The sequence below is a fragment of the Rhodococcus sp. C1 genome, assembly GCF_020809065.1.
GTDB classification, from domain to species: Bacteria; Actinomycetota; Actinomycetes; order Mycobacteriales; family Mycobacteriaceae; genus Rhodococcus_F; species Rhodococcus_F qingshengii.
Map to the genome: position 1 here is coordinate 6,182,625 of NZ_CP078080.1, position 16,857 is coordinate 6,199,481.

Consider the following 16,857-nt stretch of genomic DNA (forward strand, 5'->3'; position numbering starts at 1 on the left):
AAAGCAGGGGTTTCGGCGAGTCGTCGGTAGGGCCCCATGCGCCCCCGGACCAGAGGAGCGACGATGTCGGACAATACTTTCGATCTGGAAATCCTGAGTGCCTGGACTACTTTCGAGACTCATCTCGCTCGCTACATCTCCGTGATGGAGGACGACGACACCCTCGTGGTGGAGTCGCATTACGACAGCATGGACGAACTGGCCGACGCGCCCGCGTGCATCCAGTTCTTCGCATGGAACCAGACCTCCGTGCGCTGTGAAGTTCCTTCCAACAGGTTTCTGCATCCACTGCGGATGCTCGAACCGGAAGACCATTCAGCGCTGCTCGACATGGGGTTCAACGCTCCCGATCTGTGCGAGCACGAACCCGAGGGCAATGGGTCCATGTCCTTCTACATCGACGTCGACCGCGCTCGTCCCGAGGAACTGGTGACAAAGGTGTTGCGCGTATTCCGCGAAATGTGGAGCATTGCGCACCCGTCGTTCCTGCGTGCCAGCACCAGTGGGCGCGAGTCGACGCCGGCGTTCGCCACGACGCCGTCTCACGCTCCCTCGGGTTCGGGCGACATGCTGCGGATCCTGGTCGACGGGGCCGTCGAGCGCCTTCTCGGTCATCCGCCCAAGCGTGACGACGACGGCGATATCCCGCTGGTCCGCGGTGAGCAGGTCACCTATGTTCGTGTTCTCGAGGACGACGAGTACGTAGAGGTGTTCTCGCGGGTCGTGCATTCGGTGGAGAACCTCGAGAACGCTGCTGTAATTCTTGCTCAGCTCAATCGGCAATGGCCGACCATCAAGCTCATTCTCGTCGAGCAGAGTGTGCTGGGCGTGGTCCGCGTGGACGGCGCACCCTTCGTCGCCGAGCACCTGCTGCGGGCTCTGCGCTCGTTCGCCGAACTGGCCGAAGCATCCGACGAACTCGCCGAAGAACTGGGCGGGCAACCCATCCGCGCAACCGGAGACACCGCCTTCAACGACGGCATGGCCTCCGAGCACGAAGATCCCGGTGCCGAATACGAGTCACACGAGTGCCACGAATTTCCGCCGGCTCTCATGGCGCTCCTCGAACTCGACGCAGACGGAACGGGCGAGCTCAGCGCCGAAGAGGTTGCCGTGATCTGTGAGCACGACCGCGACACCATTCTCGACTACCTGCGGATCAGCCAGGAGCAGGAGACTGCCTGGCACGAGGCGTTGACCGAGTCCATCCGCCGCAAGGACGACGACACCGACCTGTGTGCGGGCGAGAAGCGCGCGTGGACGCACGCGATCCGCAACCTCAGGCGCGGACTGCGCGTCGTCGTACTGCCCGCCAAGGATGCAGCGCCCACCCAACTCGGTCTCTTCGACGATCAGGCCTGAGAACCGGAAATCGGGCGCTGCTTGTCAGCCCGGCAGTGGGATGACGATGCCCGGCAGGATCTCGATCTGACGCGGCAACTGGGGGAGCGGCGGCACTTCGATCGGCGGTAGGCCGGGCACCTCGATGGGCGCCGGGGGAGCGACCGCGCCCGTCGTGGGCGTGCCCGTCCCGTCCCCCGAGGTCACGCCGGAGTTCGCGGGAACGCCGGCCTGCCCGCCGATGGGGTCCGGCCACGGGAAGCTCTCCCAGTCGGATCCCTTCAGCGCGCCGTCCATCGTGCTCTTCCAGATGTCCGCAGGCACTCCGGAGCCGTAGATCAAACCACCGTAGGAGTTGGTGATGGCCTGAGCGTCGGAAGTTCCGATCCACACCGCGGTGGACAGCGACGGCGTGTAACCGACCATCCACGCATCCTTGTTCTGCCCCGTGTCACCCAACTGCGCGGTGCCGGTCTTGGCAGCAGACGGGCGTCCACCGGCAAGCGCGTGACCGTTCGAGTACGACGCGATCGGGAGCATTGCCTGCGTGACGTTGTCGGCAACGGCAGCATCGAGACGACGCTCACCGGGAGAGACCGGGCGATCGAGCAGGACTTCACCTTCGGCCGTCACGACCTTCCGGATGAAGTGCGGCTGCTGGTACACACCGGAATTGGCGAGCGTCGCGTAAGCGGACGCCATGTCGATAACGCGAGACTGATACTGGCCGAGCACGATTCCGTTCTCCGGCGGACCACCCTCCTGTGTGAGCGTCGGGTAGTCGAGTCCGGGAATGTGCTCGGGGATGCCGGCCAGGTGGGCGGCGTCGGCGATCTTCTGGGGACCGTTCTCCATCGAGAGCATCAACCGGTAGAAGCTGGTGTTCAGCGAACGCTTGAGTGCCTCGGCGATGGTGCATCGACCACAGGATTCGCCGCCGACGTTTCCGATGGTCACGCCGTTGATCGTGAGCGGTGAACTGTCGAACCGTGCGGACAGCGGAATGTCTTCCATCAATGCTGCGACCAGACCGAAGACCTTGAACGCTGAACCGGTCTGCAGCGGCGCCTGGGCGTAGTCGAAGCCGGCTCCGTCGTCACCGCCGTAATAGGCGTCGACGCCACCGGTCTTGGGGTCGATGGACACTACTGCGGTCCGCAGGTCTTCCGGCTCGCCCTCGAGATTCCGCCTGACGGCGTTCAGCGCAGCTTCCTGCGCAACCGGGTCGATGGTTGTCGTGATCTGCAGACCAGCGGTGTTCAGCGTCTGATCGCTGATACCGGCCTCGGCCAGTTCCTTGAGTACCTGGGTCTTGATGTGGCCTTCGGGTCCTGGCGCCTGGTTCAGATCGGTCGGCCGATTGGCGGGGGCGACGACCGGGAACTGCATCGCGTCGCGATCCGTCTTGGTCAGGCTGCCCAGTTCCACCATGCCGTTGAGAACGTAGTCCCAGCGCGCTTGCAGCGCGGACAGATTGGTCTCGGGGTCCAGGAACGACGGGCTCTGGATGACGGACGCGAGAACTGCGCCTTCCTCGACACTCAGCTCACTGACCGGCTTGTCGAAGTACGCGTTCGACGCGGCGGCGATGCCGTACGCACCGCGACCGAAGTAGATGGTGTTGAGATACGCGGCAAGAATGTCGTCCTTGGACCATTCGCGCGCCATCTTGGCGGAGATGACGAGCTCACGCAGCTTCCTGTCGATACTGCGCTTGTCACCGACCAAGACGTTCTTCACGTATTGCTGAGTGATCGTCGAGCCACCGCCGGCGCTTTCCTTGCCCATCACGTTGTCGCGGGCAGCGCGAGCAAATCCGGAGATCGAGAACCCGGGGTTGGTGTAGAAGTTACGATCCTCCGCCGAGAGCACCGAATCGCGGACGTGAATCGGGATGGCCGACAACGCGACCTCGGTCCGGTTTCCCTCCGGCGGCACTACCTTGCCGAGCACGGTCGTGCCGTCGGCCATGTAGATGGTGGACACCTGATTGGTCTGCATGTCAGAGGGGCGCGGGACGTCGGTCCGGCTGTACGCGACAGCAAAAACCGACGCGGGCACGATGACCATCAGGAGCACGAGCACGTAGATGGTCCGCCGGACGTACCGCCACTTCGAGCGCTGCTTTTTCGCGGGCTTGGCCGACTTGTTCGACCGGGGCGAATTAGCCGACTTGCCCGATCGAGCCGACGACTGATCGCCACCCGTCGCACTCGATCTGTTCGATGGACTCACTCAACACTCCCGGTCGTGGATCCGGACTTACCGGCACCATTCCACCAGGGTGATATCTCGATCAGATAACTCCCGGCAACTGCGATACCGAAATGTCACCCTACCGGGCTGGCTACTCGCGACGTTCTGCTCGGACCGCGTTCCGATATCCGCGGAACGCCAGCCCGAGAGCGACGACGCAACCGAGCAGCACCAAAGACGGCATCACGCCGGGGTCGCCCTTGACGATCGCGACCACAGCGCCGATCAACGCCATGAGGGCGAAGACCGAGATGAAGCCGGCAATCAGCTCCATACGCTGGGCACGCGAAGCCCGCCTCATCGAAACCGTGCGGCCCGCATCACGACTTGACGCCGCCTGCGGTCAGACCGGCGATGATGCGTCGCTGGAAGATGAGAACCATGATGACCAGCGGGACCATCACGAGGGTTCCGCCGGCCATGATCGAGGTGTACGGCGTGACGAATGGGTCCGTTCCGGAGAACTTGGCCATCGCCACCGTGACGGGCGCGGTCTTGTCACTCGAGAGTTGGAGCGAGAGCAGATACTCGTTGACCGTTGCGATGAAGGCCAGAATCGCGGTGGTGAACAGCGCCGGCGCGGCGAGCGGCAGCATGATCAGGCGGAAGGCCTGGCCACGGGTTGCGCCGTCGATACGCGCCGCCTCCTCGAGCTCCCACGGAAGTTCGGAGAAGAACGACGTCAGCGTGTAGACCGTCAGCGGCAGCACGAACGAGATGTTCGGGATGATCAACGCTTTGTAGCTGCCGATCCAGCCGATGTCGGTGAACAGCTGGAACAGCGGAGTCACGAGGGCGACGACCGGAAACATGGACGCGCCGAGGATGATTCCGGTGACGAAGTATTTGCCACGGAAATCGAAACGCGAGAGCGCGTACGCCGTGAACACGCCGATGACCAAGGCGATCAGCGTGGTCGCGCCAGCGATGATGAGGCTGTTCATCAGTGCACGGGTGAAGTTCACCTTGGCGTCGGGATCGAGCGCCGCGGTGAAGTTGGAGAGCGTGAGATTGGTGGGCCACAGCGACGTCGAGAACGTGTCCGCCGGGTCGCGCAGCGCCGTCACGATCATCCAGTAGCAGGGAGCGAGTCCCCACACGATGATCAGTACGACGCCGATGTAGGTGCCGATCTTGCCGCGTAGTGCCTTGTTCATACCGGCTCCCCCTTCCGCTGCTTTTCCTGCGTGCTGACCGCATTGGCTCCGAGGAATCGGACCAGGATGAAGGCCACAGCGAAGATGATGAGGAACGTGATGGTGGACAGTGCCGACGCCGAATTGGCGCCGACGCGCATCTGATCGACCACCAGAACCGAGATGGTCGAGGTGGCCGGGTTGGATCCCATCATGATCGCGGGCAGGTCGTACATCCGCAGAGCGTCCATCGTGCGGAAGAGCACCGCCACCATGAGTGCGGGCTTGACCAGCGGAAGCGTGATCATGCGGAACCGCTGCCACGCCGTCGCACCGTCGACCTTGGCGGCCTCGTAGACGTCGGCTGGAATCATCTGAAGACCCGCGAGGATCAGCAACGCCATGAACGGCGCGGTCTTCCAGACGTCGGCGACGACGATCGCGAATCGCGCCGGCCAGGGGTCCGCCGTCCACAGGATGTTGGTGCCGAGGATCTTGTTGGCAATGCCGTCGTTGGCGAAGATGAAGAACCAGAGCTTCGCGGTGACGGCGGTGGGGATGGCCCAGGGAATCAGCACGGAAGCGCGGAGCAAACCGCGTCCGCGGAACGTCTTGGCCATGATCAACGCCATCGACAGACCGATCACCGTCTCGAGCAGGACGGTGACGACGGTGAAGCCGAACGTATTTCCGATCGACTGCCAGAACTGCGATCCGAGTGTGCCGGGCGGGCAGGGAATCGAGCCGTTGGCGGTGTTGCAGGACTGGGTGATCCAGTTCTTGTAGTTGTCGAACCACGTGAACTGACCGGTGACGAACATGCCGGTCTCGGGATCGAGCTTCTTGCCGTCGCTGTGCATCGACATCCAGATCGCTCGTCCGAGCGGATACAGAATGATGACGGCGAGAACGATCAGCGACGGTGCGACGAACGCCCACACCGGAACTCGTCGACGCTTCTTCGGCTTGTCGGCCGACGCAGGCGGGGGCGAGGTCGGCGGGGGTGGAGTAGCTGCAAGGTCAGGCAGAACCTTGGTCAGGGATGTCCCTGCTGCCTCGGATGCCGACGGCTCTTCTAGCGGTTCCGGTGCACGGTGTCTCCCACCAACGCCCGAACGGTCGGGACCGGTTGAACCGGCCCCGACCGTGGGGTTGGTAGGCACAGCCGCGGAAGGATCCTGCGGTTCTGCCATTGCTTATTGCTCCTGGTAGATCAGTTACCGGCGGTTTCGATGCCGGCCTTGGTGTCCGCCAAAGCCTGCTCGACGGTCTTCTCGCCGCGAATAGCAGCGTAGGTGTTGTCGGAGATCGACTTCGACACCTGCGTGTAGTACGGCGTGACGGGGCGCGGCTGAGCGGTGGCGAGTGCTTCCTTCAGGGTCGCGAAGTACGGGAACTGAGCGAGCACTGCCGGATCGTCGTAGACAGCCGAGAGGACGGGTGCGCCGCCGACCTCGGTGAAGTACGTCTGCGACTTCTTGGTCTGCATGAACTCGAGGAAGTCACGAGCCGTGGCGGGTGCGTCCGAGTACGCGCTGATGCCGACGTTGTAGCCGCCGACGGTCGAAGCGCCCGGTCCGTCGACACCCGGAAGAACGGTGTAGCCGTACTTGCCGGCAACCGAGGTCTTCTCACCGTCGACCGAGAAGCCGGACCACGTGCGCATGAAGAGTGCCTTGCCGTCGCCGAACGCGGTCTGCGACTCGCCCTCGGAGTAGGTCAGCGCTTCCTGCGGGATCGTGTTGTCGGCGAAGTTGTCGACGATCGACTGAACGCCTGCCTTCGTCTTGTCGTCGATGGCCGGGGTGAGTCCGTCCGGGCCGACCCACGGGCCGTCGAAGGCGTTGGTGATCTCGGTGGTGTTGACCGTCAGGCCCTCGTAGTTCTTGAACTGACCGATGTAGCAGGAGATGCCGGCTTCGACAGCCTTCGGGCAGTTTTCCTTGAGCTCGGCCCACGTAGTGGGAGCCTTCTCGACGAGGTCCTTGCGGTAGTACAGGAACGCTGCGTTGGTGTTCTTCGGCGCTGCGTAGAGCTTGCCGTTGTAGGTACCCGAAGCGACGGTCGACGGCAGGAGGCCGGACTCGTCGATCGCGAGGTCACCCTCGAGCGGCAGCAGCCAACCGTTTGCAGCGAACTGGGCGGTGTTGACGACGTCGACGCCGATGAGGTCGTACTCGTCGCTCTTGGCCTGCATGCGCTGGGTGATGTCGTCGACCTGCGCGTTGGCTTCCTTCGCCAGCGGCTTGAGCGTGACCTTCTCGTCCGGATGCTCGGCATTCCAGTCGGAGATGATGTTTTCGAGCGCCTCGTTCAGGGCATCCTGCCCCTCGACGATCGTGATGGGTCCGCGGCCTTCGCTCGAGGACGATCCCCCGGATGCGGCCGTGGTGCTGGTTCCGCTGTCCTTGTCCGAATCGGACGAACAGCCTGCCAGTACCAGCATGGACGCTGCCGTGGCTGCAATTGCAGCGCGGCGCATCGCCTTCGAGTTCAGAACCATGGATTCGCTCCCCGTATGTGTATGACAAATAGACGGTCACCGAGAGCCTGCTCACGGCATGCGCCATGAGTGCCGGCTCCCGGCATCGGCCCCTACTGTGGCACGAGACACCCGTACTTGTGGGTATTACGCCGAACCTGAATCGGTCATGTGTCGTTTGACAGGTCGACCTAACCCAGGCGACGCCCGTCGGTGGTGGCAAAAATGTGCACCTTCTCGGGGTCGACGCGCAGGTTGACGCGCTCGCCCTTCTGCGGCGGATTGCGCCAGTCACCACGCGAGACGATCTGCTGCAACCGTCCGCCGATCGTGGTCCGGCCGTAGACGTAGGCGTCCGAGCCGAGTTCCTCGACGACGTCGACCTCCATCGGCAGGCCTTCGGCTGCGATCTCGAAGTGCTCGGGGCGAATACCCAGAACAACCTCGGTTTCGACGACGCCGTTCATCGTCTCGCGCGGAACCGGAACGATCCCGTCACCGAATGCGACGCCGCCGTCGACGACGGGGAGGGTGAAGAGGTTCATCGCGGGTGAACCCATGAAGCCGGCGACGAAGACGTTCTTCGGCTTGTTGTACAGCTCGCGCGGCGAGGCGCACTGCTGCAGGATTCCCTTTTCGAGGACGGCGACGCGGTCACCCATCGTCATGGCCTCGACCTGGTCGTGGGTCACGTAAACCATCGTCGTCGCGAGGCGTCGTTGCAGCTGAGCGATCTGCGTACGTGTCTGCACACGGAGTTTCGCGTCGAGGTTCGAGAGCGGCTCGTCCATCAGGAAGACCTGCGGCTGGCGAACGATGGCGCGGCCCATCGCCACTCGCTGACGCTGGCCACCGGACAGCGCCTTGGGCTTGCGATCGAGGTACGGCTCGAGATCGAGCATCTTCGCGACCTCTTCGACGCGGGCGCGGATCTCCGTCTTGTTGGTTCCGGCGAGCTTGAGCGCAAAACCCATGTTCTCGGCCACCGACATGTGCGGGTACAGCGCGTAGTTCTGGAAGACCATCGCGATGTCGCGCTCTTTCGGCTCCTGACCGGTGACGTCGCGGTCGCCGATGAGGATGCGTCCGCTGTGGACGTCTTCGAGCCCGGCGAGCATGCGCAGGGTGGTCGACTTTCCGCAGCCGGAGGGTCCGACGAGGACGAGGAACTCGCCGTCCTCGATCTCGAGGTCGAGCTTGTCCACTGCCGGAGTGTTCGATCCGGGGAACAGGCAGGTGGTGCTCTCGAAAGTCACTGAAGCCATGACGGGGTTGATCCCTTCTACCGGCAGGAACGTGCCGGACGATCCAAGTCGAGGGTGAGCGTGTGCGCTAGCAGCATAAACGTCCGTGTCGGCGCCCGAGCGTAGTCTTTCACGGTGAGTTCGGAGAAGATGCTGACCCGCATCGGTGCGCTGCTTCGCCAAGCGGAGTCCACCGACAATCCACACGAAGGTGAAGCCTTCATGGCTGCCGCTCAGCGGTTGGCCACCAGTTCCGCGATCGACCTGGCGGTCGCGCGTGCGCATACCGCGTCTTCGGAAAAGCGTGCGACGCCCACTCAACGGCTCATCACCATCGGCGAACCGGGCAAGCGCGGACTGCGAACGTACGCCCAGTTGTTCATCGCGATCGCCGCTGCCAACGACGTGCAATGCGACATCGCGCAGACGTCGGCCGTAATTTATGCCTACGGCTTCGCCGGCGACATCGACGTGTGCGAGGCCCTGTATTCGAGCCTGCTCTTCCAGATGGTGCGTGACTCCGATGCGTACGTGCGTTCCGGGGCGTACCGCGGCGAAACGTCCGTGCGGACCGTCGTCGAAACTCGTGGACGACGACGCGTCAGCACGCAGGTCCGCAAGCCGGTCGCCGGAGTGACGGCGCGCCTGAACTTCCAGATGGCGTACGCGTCCCGCATCGGCGCTCGGTTGGCCGAGACGAAGCAGGAGACGGAGAAGACCGCGATCGCAGAATCTGCCACGTCGTCTTCCGAAACCGCACTCGTGCTGCGTAACAAGGAAATCGAGCTGAAGGACTACTACTCGTCCAACTCCAAAGCGCGTGGGACGTGGCGGGGCGGCGGCCGCGCAAGCGCCGGGCATTCCTCGCATGCTCGACGAGCGGGTGATCGGGCTGCGCGCTCCGCACGTCTGGGGAACCTTCCGGAGATCGGCGGGGTGCGCGGGCAGCTGGACTCGTGAGGGATACGCAGCGGAGCGCCGTCTACGAGGCAGAGACGTTGGTGCGCACCATGTTCGATCGCGCCGACCAGCGTGGACTTCGGAGCGTCGAGGTCATGGGTTCCACCATCACCTTGCCGGTCGAGCGCAAATTCGGTTCCGTGGAGTCGGTCCAGGCGTACTGCGATCAGCTACTCGGGCTGAATTGGGTACGGGAGACCTGGACTCGCGCAACCATTCCGGTGTCCGTACGCTCCCGCGGCGGCAATGCCGCCGCTCACTACTCGAACGACGTCATCGCCGTCCCGGACGACCGTGACGGCCGGTGGGCGCTACGCGAATTCGTTGTCTTGCACGAACTTGCGCACCACCTCGGCGACCCCACTTCCGACGAGGCCTCCCACGGGCCCGAGTTCGTCGACCGCTACACGAGCCTTGTCGGCGAGATCATCGGGCCCGAGGCGGCCTTCGTTCTTCGAGCGATGTTCCTTGCCGGTGGTGTTCGAACGGACTAGATGTCAGCCCTCGGCGAACCCGGTGGTGTCCGTACCGGTCGGCTGGAATACTCGGCCTATGGATGCGCCGCGCAGACTGGTCCTGGTCAAGGGTGAGTCGGAACTCCCCGATCCGGCTGTTGCCGTGCGCAAACCCCCACTGATTCGTGAAGCCTACGGACGAGTGCTGCGGGAGGTTCGACGCGATCAGGACCGAACTCTCGACGACGTAGCCGCAAAGGTCGGGATGTCGAAGCAATACCTCTCCGAGATCGAACGGGGCAAGAAGGAACCGTCGTCGGAAATTCTGCGCGCAATCTGCGAAGCGCTCGGGATGCCGCTCGAGCATCTACTGTTCCGAGCGGGCAACAGGATCGTTGCACTCAACTCCCTCACCTTCGGGCACTCTCCCTCACCGATCTCGGGTCCCGTCCTGATGGCGGCCTAGTCAGTTCCCTTCGATGAGGGTGTCGGCCAGCCCGTAGGAAATTGCGTCGTCGGCAGTGAAGATCCTGTCGCGATCGGTGTCCTTACGCAATCGCTCGACGCTCTGACCGGTGTGCTTACTCAGAATCGCCTCGGTCTGCTCCCGGATTCTCAGGATCTCGGCTGCTTGAAGTGCGAGGTCCGAGATGGTGCCGCTACCTTGCGTCGACGGTTGATGCAGCAGCACCCGCGAATGGGCGAGAACATGCCGATGGCCCGGAGTGCCGGCGGCCAGAAGCACTGCAGCAGCCGAAGCCGCTTGACCCATGCAGTACGTCGAAATCGTCGGCTTCAAGAACTGCATGGTGTCGTAGATCGCGAGCATCGCCGTGGTGGAACCGCCGGGAGAGTTGATGTACAAACCGATTTCACGATCCGGGTTGTCGGCTTGCAGATGCAGCATCTGAGCCATCACGACGTTGGCGACGCCGTCGTCGATCTCTGTGCCGAGAAAGACGATGCGTTCGTTGAGCAGCCTGCTGAAGATGTCGAAAGATCGCTCACCCGTTGGTGTTCGCTCGATGACACTGGGAATCGTGTACTGGGACATGACGTCACAATCCGATCTTGGGGAAGGTGGCTTGCGGTGCTATCTCGGCGAAGGACGTCACGACGCGGTCGACGATTCCGTACTCGCGCGCCTGCTCGGCGGTGAACCAGCGATCCCGATCGCTGTCGGTCTCGATCTCTTCGACGGTCCGGCCCGTTTCGGCGGCGAGGATTTCCTGCGATTGACGCTTCATCAGCTCGAGACTTTCGGCCTGGATCGCAATGTCCACCGCAGTGCCACCGATACCTGCCGAAGGTTGGTGCATCATGATGCGGCTGTGCGCCAAGCTGATTCGCTTGCCGTGGGTGCCGGAGCAGAGAAGCACCTGGCCCATGCTGGCCGCGAAGCCCATCGCGACCGTCACGACGTCGTTGGGGATGAGCTTCATCGTGTCGTAGATGGCCAGACCGGCAAACACCGACCCGCCAGGTGAATTGATGTAGAGCACGACGTCGCGCTTGGGGTCGGTGGTGGCGAGGAGCACCAGTTCCGAACACACACGTTCGGCCATGGCGTCGTTGACCTCGCCGGTGAGCAGAATGGTTCGCTGTCGGAAGAGCCTGTCTGTCAACAGGTCACGGTAGCCGGTATCGGTGGGAGCTTCAGTAGTCATGAATCCATTCCTACTGGCGCGGCAGTGCCGCGGCCCCGCTTGTCTGCTGTGGGCAGACCACCCCTGTTTTTACCCGCCCCCCTGTTTTTACCCGCCCCCTTTGACTGCCCCCTGTTTGAGCGAACGGCACGTTCAGTCGATCTAAGGCGCCGAAAGTACCGTTCGCTCGAAAAGGGGTGGGTACAAGAGCGGCAAACCCGTCACCTACGGCGGCGGTAGCGGTACCGCGCACACCCGGCCATGATGGGAGAAGACAACCATTCCTCTCGTCAGGAGCGTGGCATGACTCGTCCGGTACGCATCGGTGTTCAACTCCAACCCCAGCACGCACCCGATTACGGGTTGATACGCGACGCCGTCTTGCGGTCCGAGGACGCCGGGGTGGACATCGTCTTCAACTGGGACCACTTCTACCCGTTGACCGGCGATCCCGACGGCGCCCACTTCGAATGCTGGACCATGCTCGGCGCCTGGGCCGAGCAAACCGAACGCGTCGAGATCGGCGCCCTGGTCACCGGTGGTGGCTACCGCAATCCGGATCTACTCGCCGACATGGCGCGAACCGTCGACCACATCAGCGGCGGGCGCCTGATCCTCGGCATCGGTGCCGGCTGGTTCGAGAAGGACTACGACCAGTTCGGATACGACTTCGGCACTCCCGGTTCACGGCTGAAACTGCTGGGCGAATACCTCCCCCGCATCACGGGCCGCCTGGCGAAGGGCAACCCGCCGCCGACGCGCAACATCCCGGTCCTCATCGGCGGTGGCGGCGAGAAGAAGACCCTGCGCTTGGTCGCCGAGTACGCCGACGTCTGGCACAGCTTCGGCGACCGTGAGACACACCTGCGCAAGTCAGACATCCTCTCCGACCACTGCGCCGACGTGGGCCGGAACCCGCTGGAAGTAGAGCACTCGGTTCCGTGGCCTGGGCTCGAAAATGCAGCCGACCTGGTCGCCGACGGTGTCTCACTCTTCACCGTCGGCGTCAGCGGACCGGACTACGACCTCACGACGCTTGCCGAGGCCATCGGTTGGCGCGACGACAACACGCCGCCTGCGTTGAGCGGGCTGGCCTGAGCGGTACCAAGGACTTCGTCGTTGTCGGCGCCGAGAACGGGCGGCGCCGACGTCAGACGTGGCCTCTGGCCGGAGAAGTTGACCGGAAAGGCCACTTGCTTCAACGGTCCGAGCGTCGGATGGTCGACGGTTCCGACCATGCCGAGCGCGGCGGTGTGGGGATCGGAGTAGATCTCGTCGAGATGCCGGATCGGTGAGACCGGTACGGCGCGTTGGGCGAGAAGAGCGCACCAGTGTTCGACGGTCTCCGATGCGAAGGCGCTGGTGAGTTCTCGTTCCAGACTCTCGCGGTTCTCCACTCTGTCGCGGTTGTGGGCAAAACGCGAATCGGTGACCAGTTCACTCCTTCCGATGGCCTCGGCCAGCGACGCCCACATCGCGTCGTTGCCGACAGCGACGACGAAGTACCCGTCGCTGGCAGGAAATGCTTGATACGGAGCAAGATTCGGATGACCGGAGCCCAACGCAGTCGGGCGCTCACCGGTGGCGAAGTAACTGGTCGCCCAGTTGACGTGCATCGCGAGTTGGCACTCGTACAGCGACGTGGTCACGTACTGTCCGCGCCCGGTCCGGCCTCGCTCGACCAATGCAGCCAGGACACCGACCAGTCCGAAAAGCGCTGCGCCCAAGTCTCCCAACGCAAACCCGGATTTCATCGGAGCGCCGCCGGGTTCACCGGTGAGCGACATGAGCCCACCCGCGGCCTGCGCGATCATGTCGTACCCCGGTTCGTCGCGCAGCGGTCCTTCTTCACCGAAGGCAGAGATGTGCAGGGTGATCAGATGCGGGTATCGCTCGGACAGTGCCTGGTAGTCGAAGATCTTCTGTAATCCGCTGCCCGGCTTGAAGTTCTCCACGACCACATCGGTCTCTTCGAGCATGCGGTGGATGATCTCCTGTCCTTCGGTGGACTTGAGGTCGATCGTGACCGACTTCTTGCCGCGGTTGATCGCGAGGTAGTAGGCGGCATCTACGCCGACGAAGGGAGGCCCCCACGAACGCGTGGGGTCGCCGCCTTCAGGGTGTTCGATCTTGGTGACGTCGGCTCCGAGATCGGCAAGCGACATGGTTGCGTACGGCCCGGCAAGGATCTTCGACAGATCGAGCACGCGGACACCAGCCAAGGGTGTGGGGCCTGTTGGAGAATTCACTGGTGAACCCCTGCTACGGAGAGGAACTCGGCTACGACGTCACGTGCATCATCCAGCTCGACGTCACCGCCGTCGGTGATCACGTCGAGATTGCCGAGTGCAGCCGACGGCACCTTCCCCACAAGACCGGCCAGGTAGGAATTCGCCACCAGCAGTGACCGGTACCCATTACCGTGTCGGATGCCGTGGTCTGCAAGATCGAAAAGCAGGGTCGCCATGACGGCACGAGCGAGCTCGTCGGCATACTTTGCGCTGGCGGCCTGGGCGGCATCGTCAGATCCGGAGATCAGACGATCTCCTTCCTCTACCAGTTCCTCCCAGCGCCGCAACAGAACTCCGGCCCCGGCTTCGCAATCCGGTCCGACGGTGGACAAGATGTCCGTCATCGCTTCCGCGACCGTGCGGTGCGAGTTGAACTTGCGTAGGCACCGAAGTACGTCCAGCGCAATGACATTGCTCGAGCCCTCCCAGATCGAGCCCAAGTGGGCATCCCGCACTAGTCGCGCGTTGGCCCATTCCTCGATGTAGCCGTTTCCTCCGCGCACCTCCATGGCCTCGCCGGTGACCACCCGCGCGCGTTTGCAGACAAAGTGTTTGGCGATCGGTGTCAGCACCCTGATCAGTGCGCGCGCCTGTTCGTCGCCGCCGTCTGCTGCCTGAAGACACTGTGCGCTGTACGCGACCAGGGCCAGCGAAGCCTCGGCATCGAGTGCAAGGGGAAGAAGCGTCGCCCGCATCAGCGGCTGGTCGAAGAGCTTCTTACCGAACACGACTCGACTCTTCGAATGTTCGACGGCTTCGCGGACTGCTCGGCGCATGAGAGCGCTCGAACGCATCGCATTGGACAGGCGAGACGTGTTGACCATCTCCGCCATCTGGCGGAATCCTCGATCGAGTTCGCCGACCTGGAGTGCGTGCGCGCGGTTCAGCGTCACCTCGCCGCTCGGCATGGAACGCGTACCCAGCTTGTCCTTGAGACGATCGATCGTGAGGTTGTTGCGCTGGCCGGATCCTAAGGTCTTGGGCACCATGAACATTCCGACTCCACGCGTCGAACCATCCTGTCCGCCCGGGAATCTCGCGAGGGTGATGATCACATCGGCATCCGGGTTGGAGGCGAACCACTTCTTGCCCGTCAGAACCCATCCGTCACCGTCGCGCTCGGCGCGTGTTTCGGTGCAGGCGATGTCGGTGCCTGCCTGAATCTCGGTCATGAACATCGCACCCGTCTTCGCCTGCTCGGGGTCCGTCGACGTCAACGCGTCGATCCAGGGCGAGAACACGGCCGGATCACCGAACATACGCAGGGTCCGCGCAGCAGCATCTGTCATCGACACCGGGCAGGCCAGCCCGAACTCTGCCTGCACGAAGATGTACGACGCGAGATACTTCGCGAGTGGCGGATGCACGGAGTCCCATCCGTGCAACCCTTTTCGGTGCGACATGGCGGACAGGCCGTACTCGTTGTACGCCGCCCGGCACAGTTCCAGGTAGGCCGGGTGATAGGAAATCCGGTCGACGCGGTCACCGGCCTTGTCGAATTGCTGCAGCACCGGCGGGTTCTTGTCCGCGATGTCGGCAAGCTCGGACAAACGGCCGGCTGCATCTCGGCCCAGCCGGTCGAGCAATCCGTTCAACGTCTCTCGGTCCGCCCCGGCGGTCCATCTGTCCACTACCGCTGTCAGAGCGGGGTCGGTGTGTGCAAAGTTCATCAGTGGTCAACGCCTTTCAGGGTGGAAACATCGGTCATGTTCGAGGAGCTCGTCGATTCCAGCCCTTGCGCGTGCAGCGCACTCCTGCGCAACAAAGCAGTCATACAGACAAGGGAGAGAACGACATACACGAGCCCGAGAGCTACGACCGGCCAGATCGAGTTGGTTCGCGTCAGCAGATACTGGCTGACCATCGGGGCCGTTCCGGCAAAAACGGCGGTCGACAATTGGTACGACAGAGAGATGCCGGTATACCGAACATTGGTGGGGAAAACCTGCGCCAGGATGCCGGCCAACGCGGCGTAATACATTGCGTGAGGCGCCGTCGCGAGGACCATACCCAGAATCGCCAAGGGCACGGAACCCGTCTGAACCAGCACGAACATCAGTGGTAGGAGCACGATCTCCGGAAGCAGCATCCAACGGACCGCTTTCGACGGATCGATCCGCGTGGCCAGCACAGCGCCGAAAGGCTGTACGAGCGCCTGGGCTACCAGTGCGACGGTGATCACGAGGAGGAAGTCACTGCGCTCGAAGCCGAGATCCGTTGTCGCCCATGAGAGCGCAAAGGTTGTCTTGACGTACGTGATGGCAACACCGGCAACCACAGCGCCGACGCCGAGAGCAAGTTCGACGGGATGCGAACGCAACACTTCGACCAGCGGCATCCGTGTACGTTCCTGTGCCGCAACAGCCTTCTTCATCTCAGGTGTCTCGGAGATGTGCAACCTGATGTAGAGAGCGACGATCACCAAAGCTGCGGATCCGAGGAACGGCAGACGCCAACCCCACGACTCGAACACGGAATCCGACATCAACGTCAGGCCGAGGAAGGCCAGCGTCGCGAGCAGGTTGCCGACCGGTGAACCCTGCTGCGCAAACGCACCGTAGAGCACCTTTTTCTTCGGGGGAGCGAACTCGGTGGCGATCAATACGGCGCCACCCCATTCGCCGCCCATGGCAATGCCCTGGAGAACACGCAGTGCCACAAGCAGTATCGGTGCCCAGATCCCGATCTGGGAGTACGTAGGGAGGAGACCGACACCGACAGTTCCCAACCCCATGAGCGCGAGGGTGATGATCACGGCGTTCTTGCGACCGAACTTGTCTCCGAAATGACCGAACACCACTCCGCCGACCGGACGAGCCACGAATCCCACGGCAAAAGTCGCGAAGGCTGCGAGTGTCCCCACCGCCGGCGACGCATCCGGGAAGAACAGCGGGCCGAGCACCAAGGCGGATGCGGTTCCGTAGATGTAGAAGTCGAACCATTCGATGGTCGTTCCGACAAACGCCGTGATTCCGGCCTTGCGTGCCTGTTTGGTGTTGTATTCAGGCGGATTGGTGTCTTGACCTGGGTGTTGATCCACGGTTCT

The 16,857-nt window shown here is 63.1% G+C and carries 16 protein-coding genes; 5 read left to right on the plus strand and 11 right to left on the minus strand.

Going from position 1 to position 16,857, the window contains the following annotated elements; translation table 11 throughout:
- The first annotated feature begins 63 nt into the window (after positions 1-63).
- Positions 64-1,362 (plus strand): T3SS (YopN, CesT) and YbjN peptide-binding chaperone 1, encoded by a 1,299-nt coding sequence (locus KTR60_RS28605; RefSeq protein WP_003946055.1) that lies wholly within the window; start codon positions 64-66, stop codon positions 1,360-1,362.
- Between the two features lie 24 nt (positions 1,363-1,386).
- Here the strand turns inward: KTR60_RS28605 and KTR60_RS28610 are convergent, their stop codons facing one another.
- From KTR60_RS28610 to KTR60_RS28635, 6 genes are all read right to left on the minus strand, one after another.
- A complete protein-coding gene (locus KTR60_RS28610) occupies positions 1,387-3,576 on the minus strand; it encodes a transglycosylase domain-containing protein (protein ID WP_058228172.1) in 2,190 nt (729 codons plus the stop codon).
- A 112-nt stretch (positions 3,577-3,688) separates the two neighbouring features.
- The gene (locus tag KTR60_RS28615) at positions 3,689-3,898 is read right to left on the minus strand and encodes a hypothetical protein (RefSeq protein ID WP_019746112.1); all 210 of its coding nucleotides are present in this window, start codon (positions 3,896-3,898) and stop codon (positions 3,689-3,691) included.
- Between the two features lie 19 nt (positions 3,899-3,917).
- Positions 3,918-4,754, minus strand: a complete 837-nt coding sequence (locus KTR60_RS28620; protein ID WP_003946046.1) for a carbohydrate ABC transporter permease — start codon at positions 4,752-4,754, stop codon at positions 3,918-3,920.
- Positions 4,751-5,926, minus strand: coding sequence for a carbohydrate ABC transporter permease (locus tag KTR60_RS28625; RefSeq protein WP_007735224.1), 1,176 nt, complete (start codon positions 5,924-5,926; stop codon positions 4,751-4,753). Before KTR60_RS28625 ends, KTR60_RS28620 begins: the two co-directional genes overlap by 4 nt.
- A gap of 20 nt (positions 5,927-5,946) precedes the next feature.
- Positions 5,947-7,236: an ABC transporter substrate-binding protein gene (locus KTR60_RS28630; RefSeq protein WP_007735225.1), complete on the minus strand. Its 1,290-nt coding sequence runs from the start codon at positions 7,234-7,236 to the stop codon at positions 5,947-5,949.
- A 170-nt stretch (positions 7,237-7,406) separates the two neighbouring features.
- The gene (locus tag KTR60_RS28635; RefSeq protein WP_228401535.1) at positions 7,407-8,480 is read right to left on the minus strand and encodes an ABC transporter ATP-binding protein; all 1,074 of its coding nucleotides are present in this window, start codon (positions 8,478-8,480) and stop codon (positions 7,407-7,409) included.
- A 114-nt stretch (positions 8,481-8,594) separates the two neighbouring features.
- Here KTR60_RS28635 and KTR60_RS28640 point away from each other — a divergent pair, with 114 nt between their 5' ends.
- Genes KTR60_RS28640 through KTR60_RS28650 form a run of 3 tightly spaced genes read left to right on the plus strand, consistent with a single transcriptional unit; the run spans position 8,595 to position 10,340 of the window.
- Positions 8,595-9,419 (plus strand): DUF2786 domain-containing protein, encoded by an 825-nt coding sequence (locus KTR60_RS28640; protein WP_030537724.1) that lies wholly within the window; start codon positions 8,595-8,597, stop codon positions 9,417-9,419.
- Positions 9,420-9,469: 50 nt separating this feature from the next.
- Positions 9,470-9,913, plus strand: a complete 444-nt coding sequence (locus tag KTR60_RS28645; protein ID WP_007735228.1) for a TIGR04338 family metallohydrolase — start codon at positions 9,470-9,472, stop codon at positions 9,911-9,913.
- A gap of 58 nt (positions 9,914-9,971) precedes the next feature.
- Entirely contained in the window at positions 9,972-10,340 is a 369-nt protein-coding gene (locus KTR60_RS28650) for a helix-turn-helix domain-containing protein (protein WP_042450622.1), read from the plus strand.
- Here KTR60_RS28650 and KTR60_RS28655 read toward each other — a convergent pair whose 3' ends face one another.
- Together KTR60_RS28655 and KTR60_RS28660 are read right to left on the minus strand one after the other, a co-directional pair.
- The gene (locus KTR60_RS28655; RefSeq protein WP_003945993.1) at positions 10,341-10,928 is read right to left on the minus strand and encodes an ATP-dependent Clp protease proteolytic subunit; all 588 of its coding nucleotides are present in this window, start codon (positions 10,926-10,928) and stop codon (positions 10,341-10,343) included.
- A 4-nt stretch (positions 10,929-10,932) separates the two neighbouring features.
- Entirely contained in the window at positions 10,933-11,541 is a 609-nt protein-coding gene (locus KTR60_RS28660; RefSeq protein WP_007735229.1) for a ClpP family protease, read from the minus strand.
- A gap of 282 nt (positions 11,542-11,823) precedes the next feature.
- Here KTR60_RS28660 and KTR60_RS28665 point away from each other — a divergent pair, with 282 nt between their 5' ends.
- Positions 11,824-12,618: an LLM class F420-dependent oxidoreductase gene (locus tag KTR60_RS28665; protein ID WP_030537640.1), complete on the plus strand. Its 795-nt coding sequence runs from the start codon at positions 11,824-11,826 to the stop codon at positions 12,616-12,618.
- Here the strand turns inward: KTR60_RS28665 and KTR60_RS28670 are convergent.
- The 3 genes from KTR60_RS28670 to KTR60_RS28680 are packed head-to-tail and all read right to left on the minus strand — an operon-like array spanning position 12,540 to position 16,851.
- Positions 12,540-13,769, minus strand: coding sequence for a CaiB/BaiF CoA transferase family protein (locus KTR60_RS28670; RefSeq protein WP_116057616.1), 1,230 nt, complete (start codon positions 13,767-13,769; stop codon positions 12,540-12,542). The two genes, KTR60_RS28665 and KTR60_RS28670, sit on opposite strands and share 79 nt — an antisense overlap.
- A complete protein-coding gene (locus KTR60_RS28675) occupies positions 13,766-15,481 on the minus strand; it encodes an acyl-CoA dehydrogenase family protein (RefSeq protein ID WP_228401536.1) in 1,716 nt (571 codons plus the stop codon). Before KTR60_RS28675 ends, KTR60_RS28670 begins: the two co-directional genes overlap by 4 nt.
- Positions 15,481-16,851, minus strand: a complete 1,371-nt coding sequence (locus KTR60_RS28680) for an MFS transporter (protein ID WP_047889988.1) — start codon at positions 16,849-16,851, stop codon at positions 15,481-15,483. The genes KTR60_RS28675 and KTR60_RS28680 overlap by 1 nt, the downstream gene beginning before the upstream one ends.
- Positions 16,852-16,857: the final 6 nt, after the last annotated feature.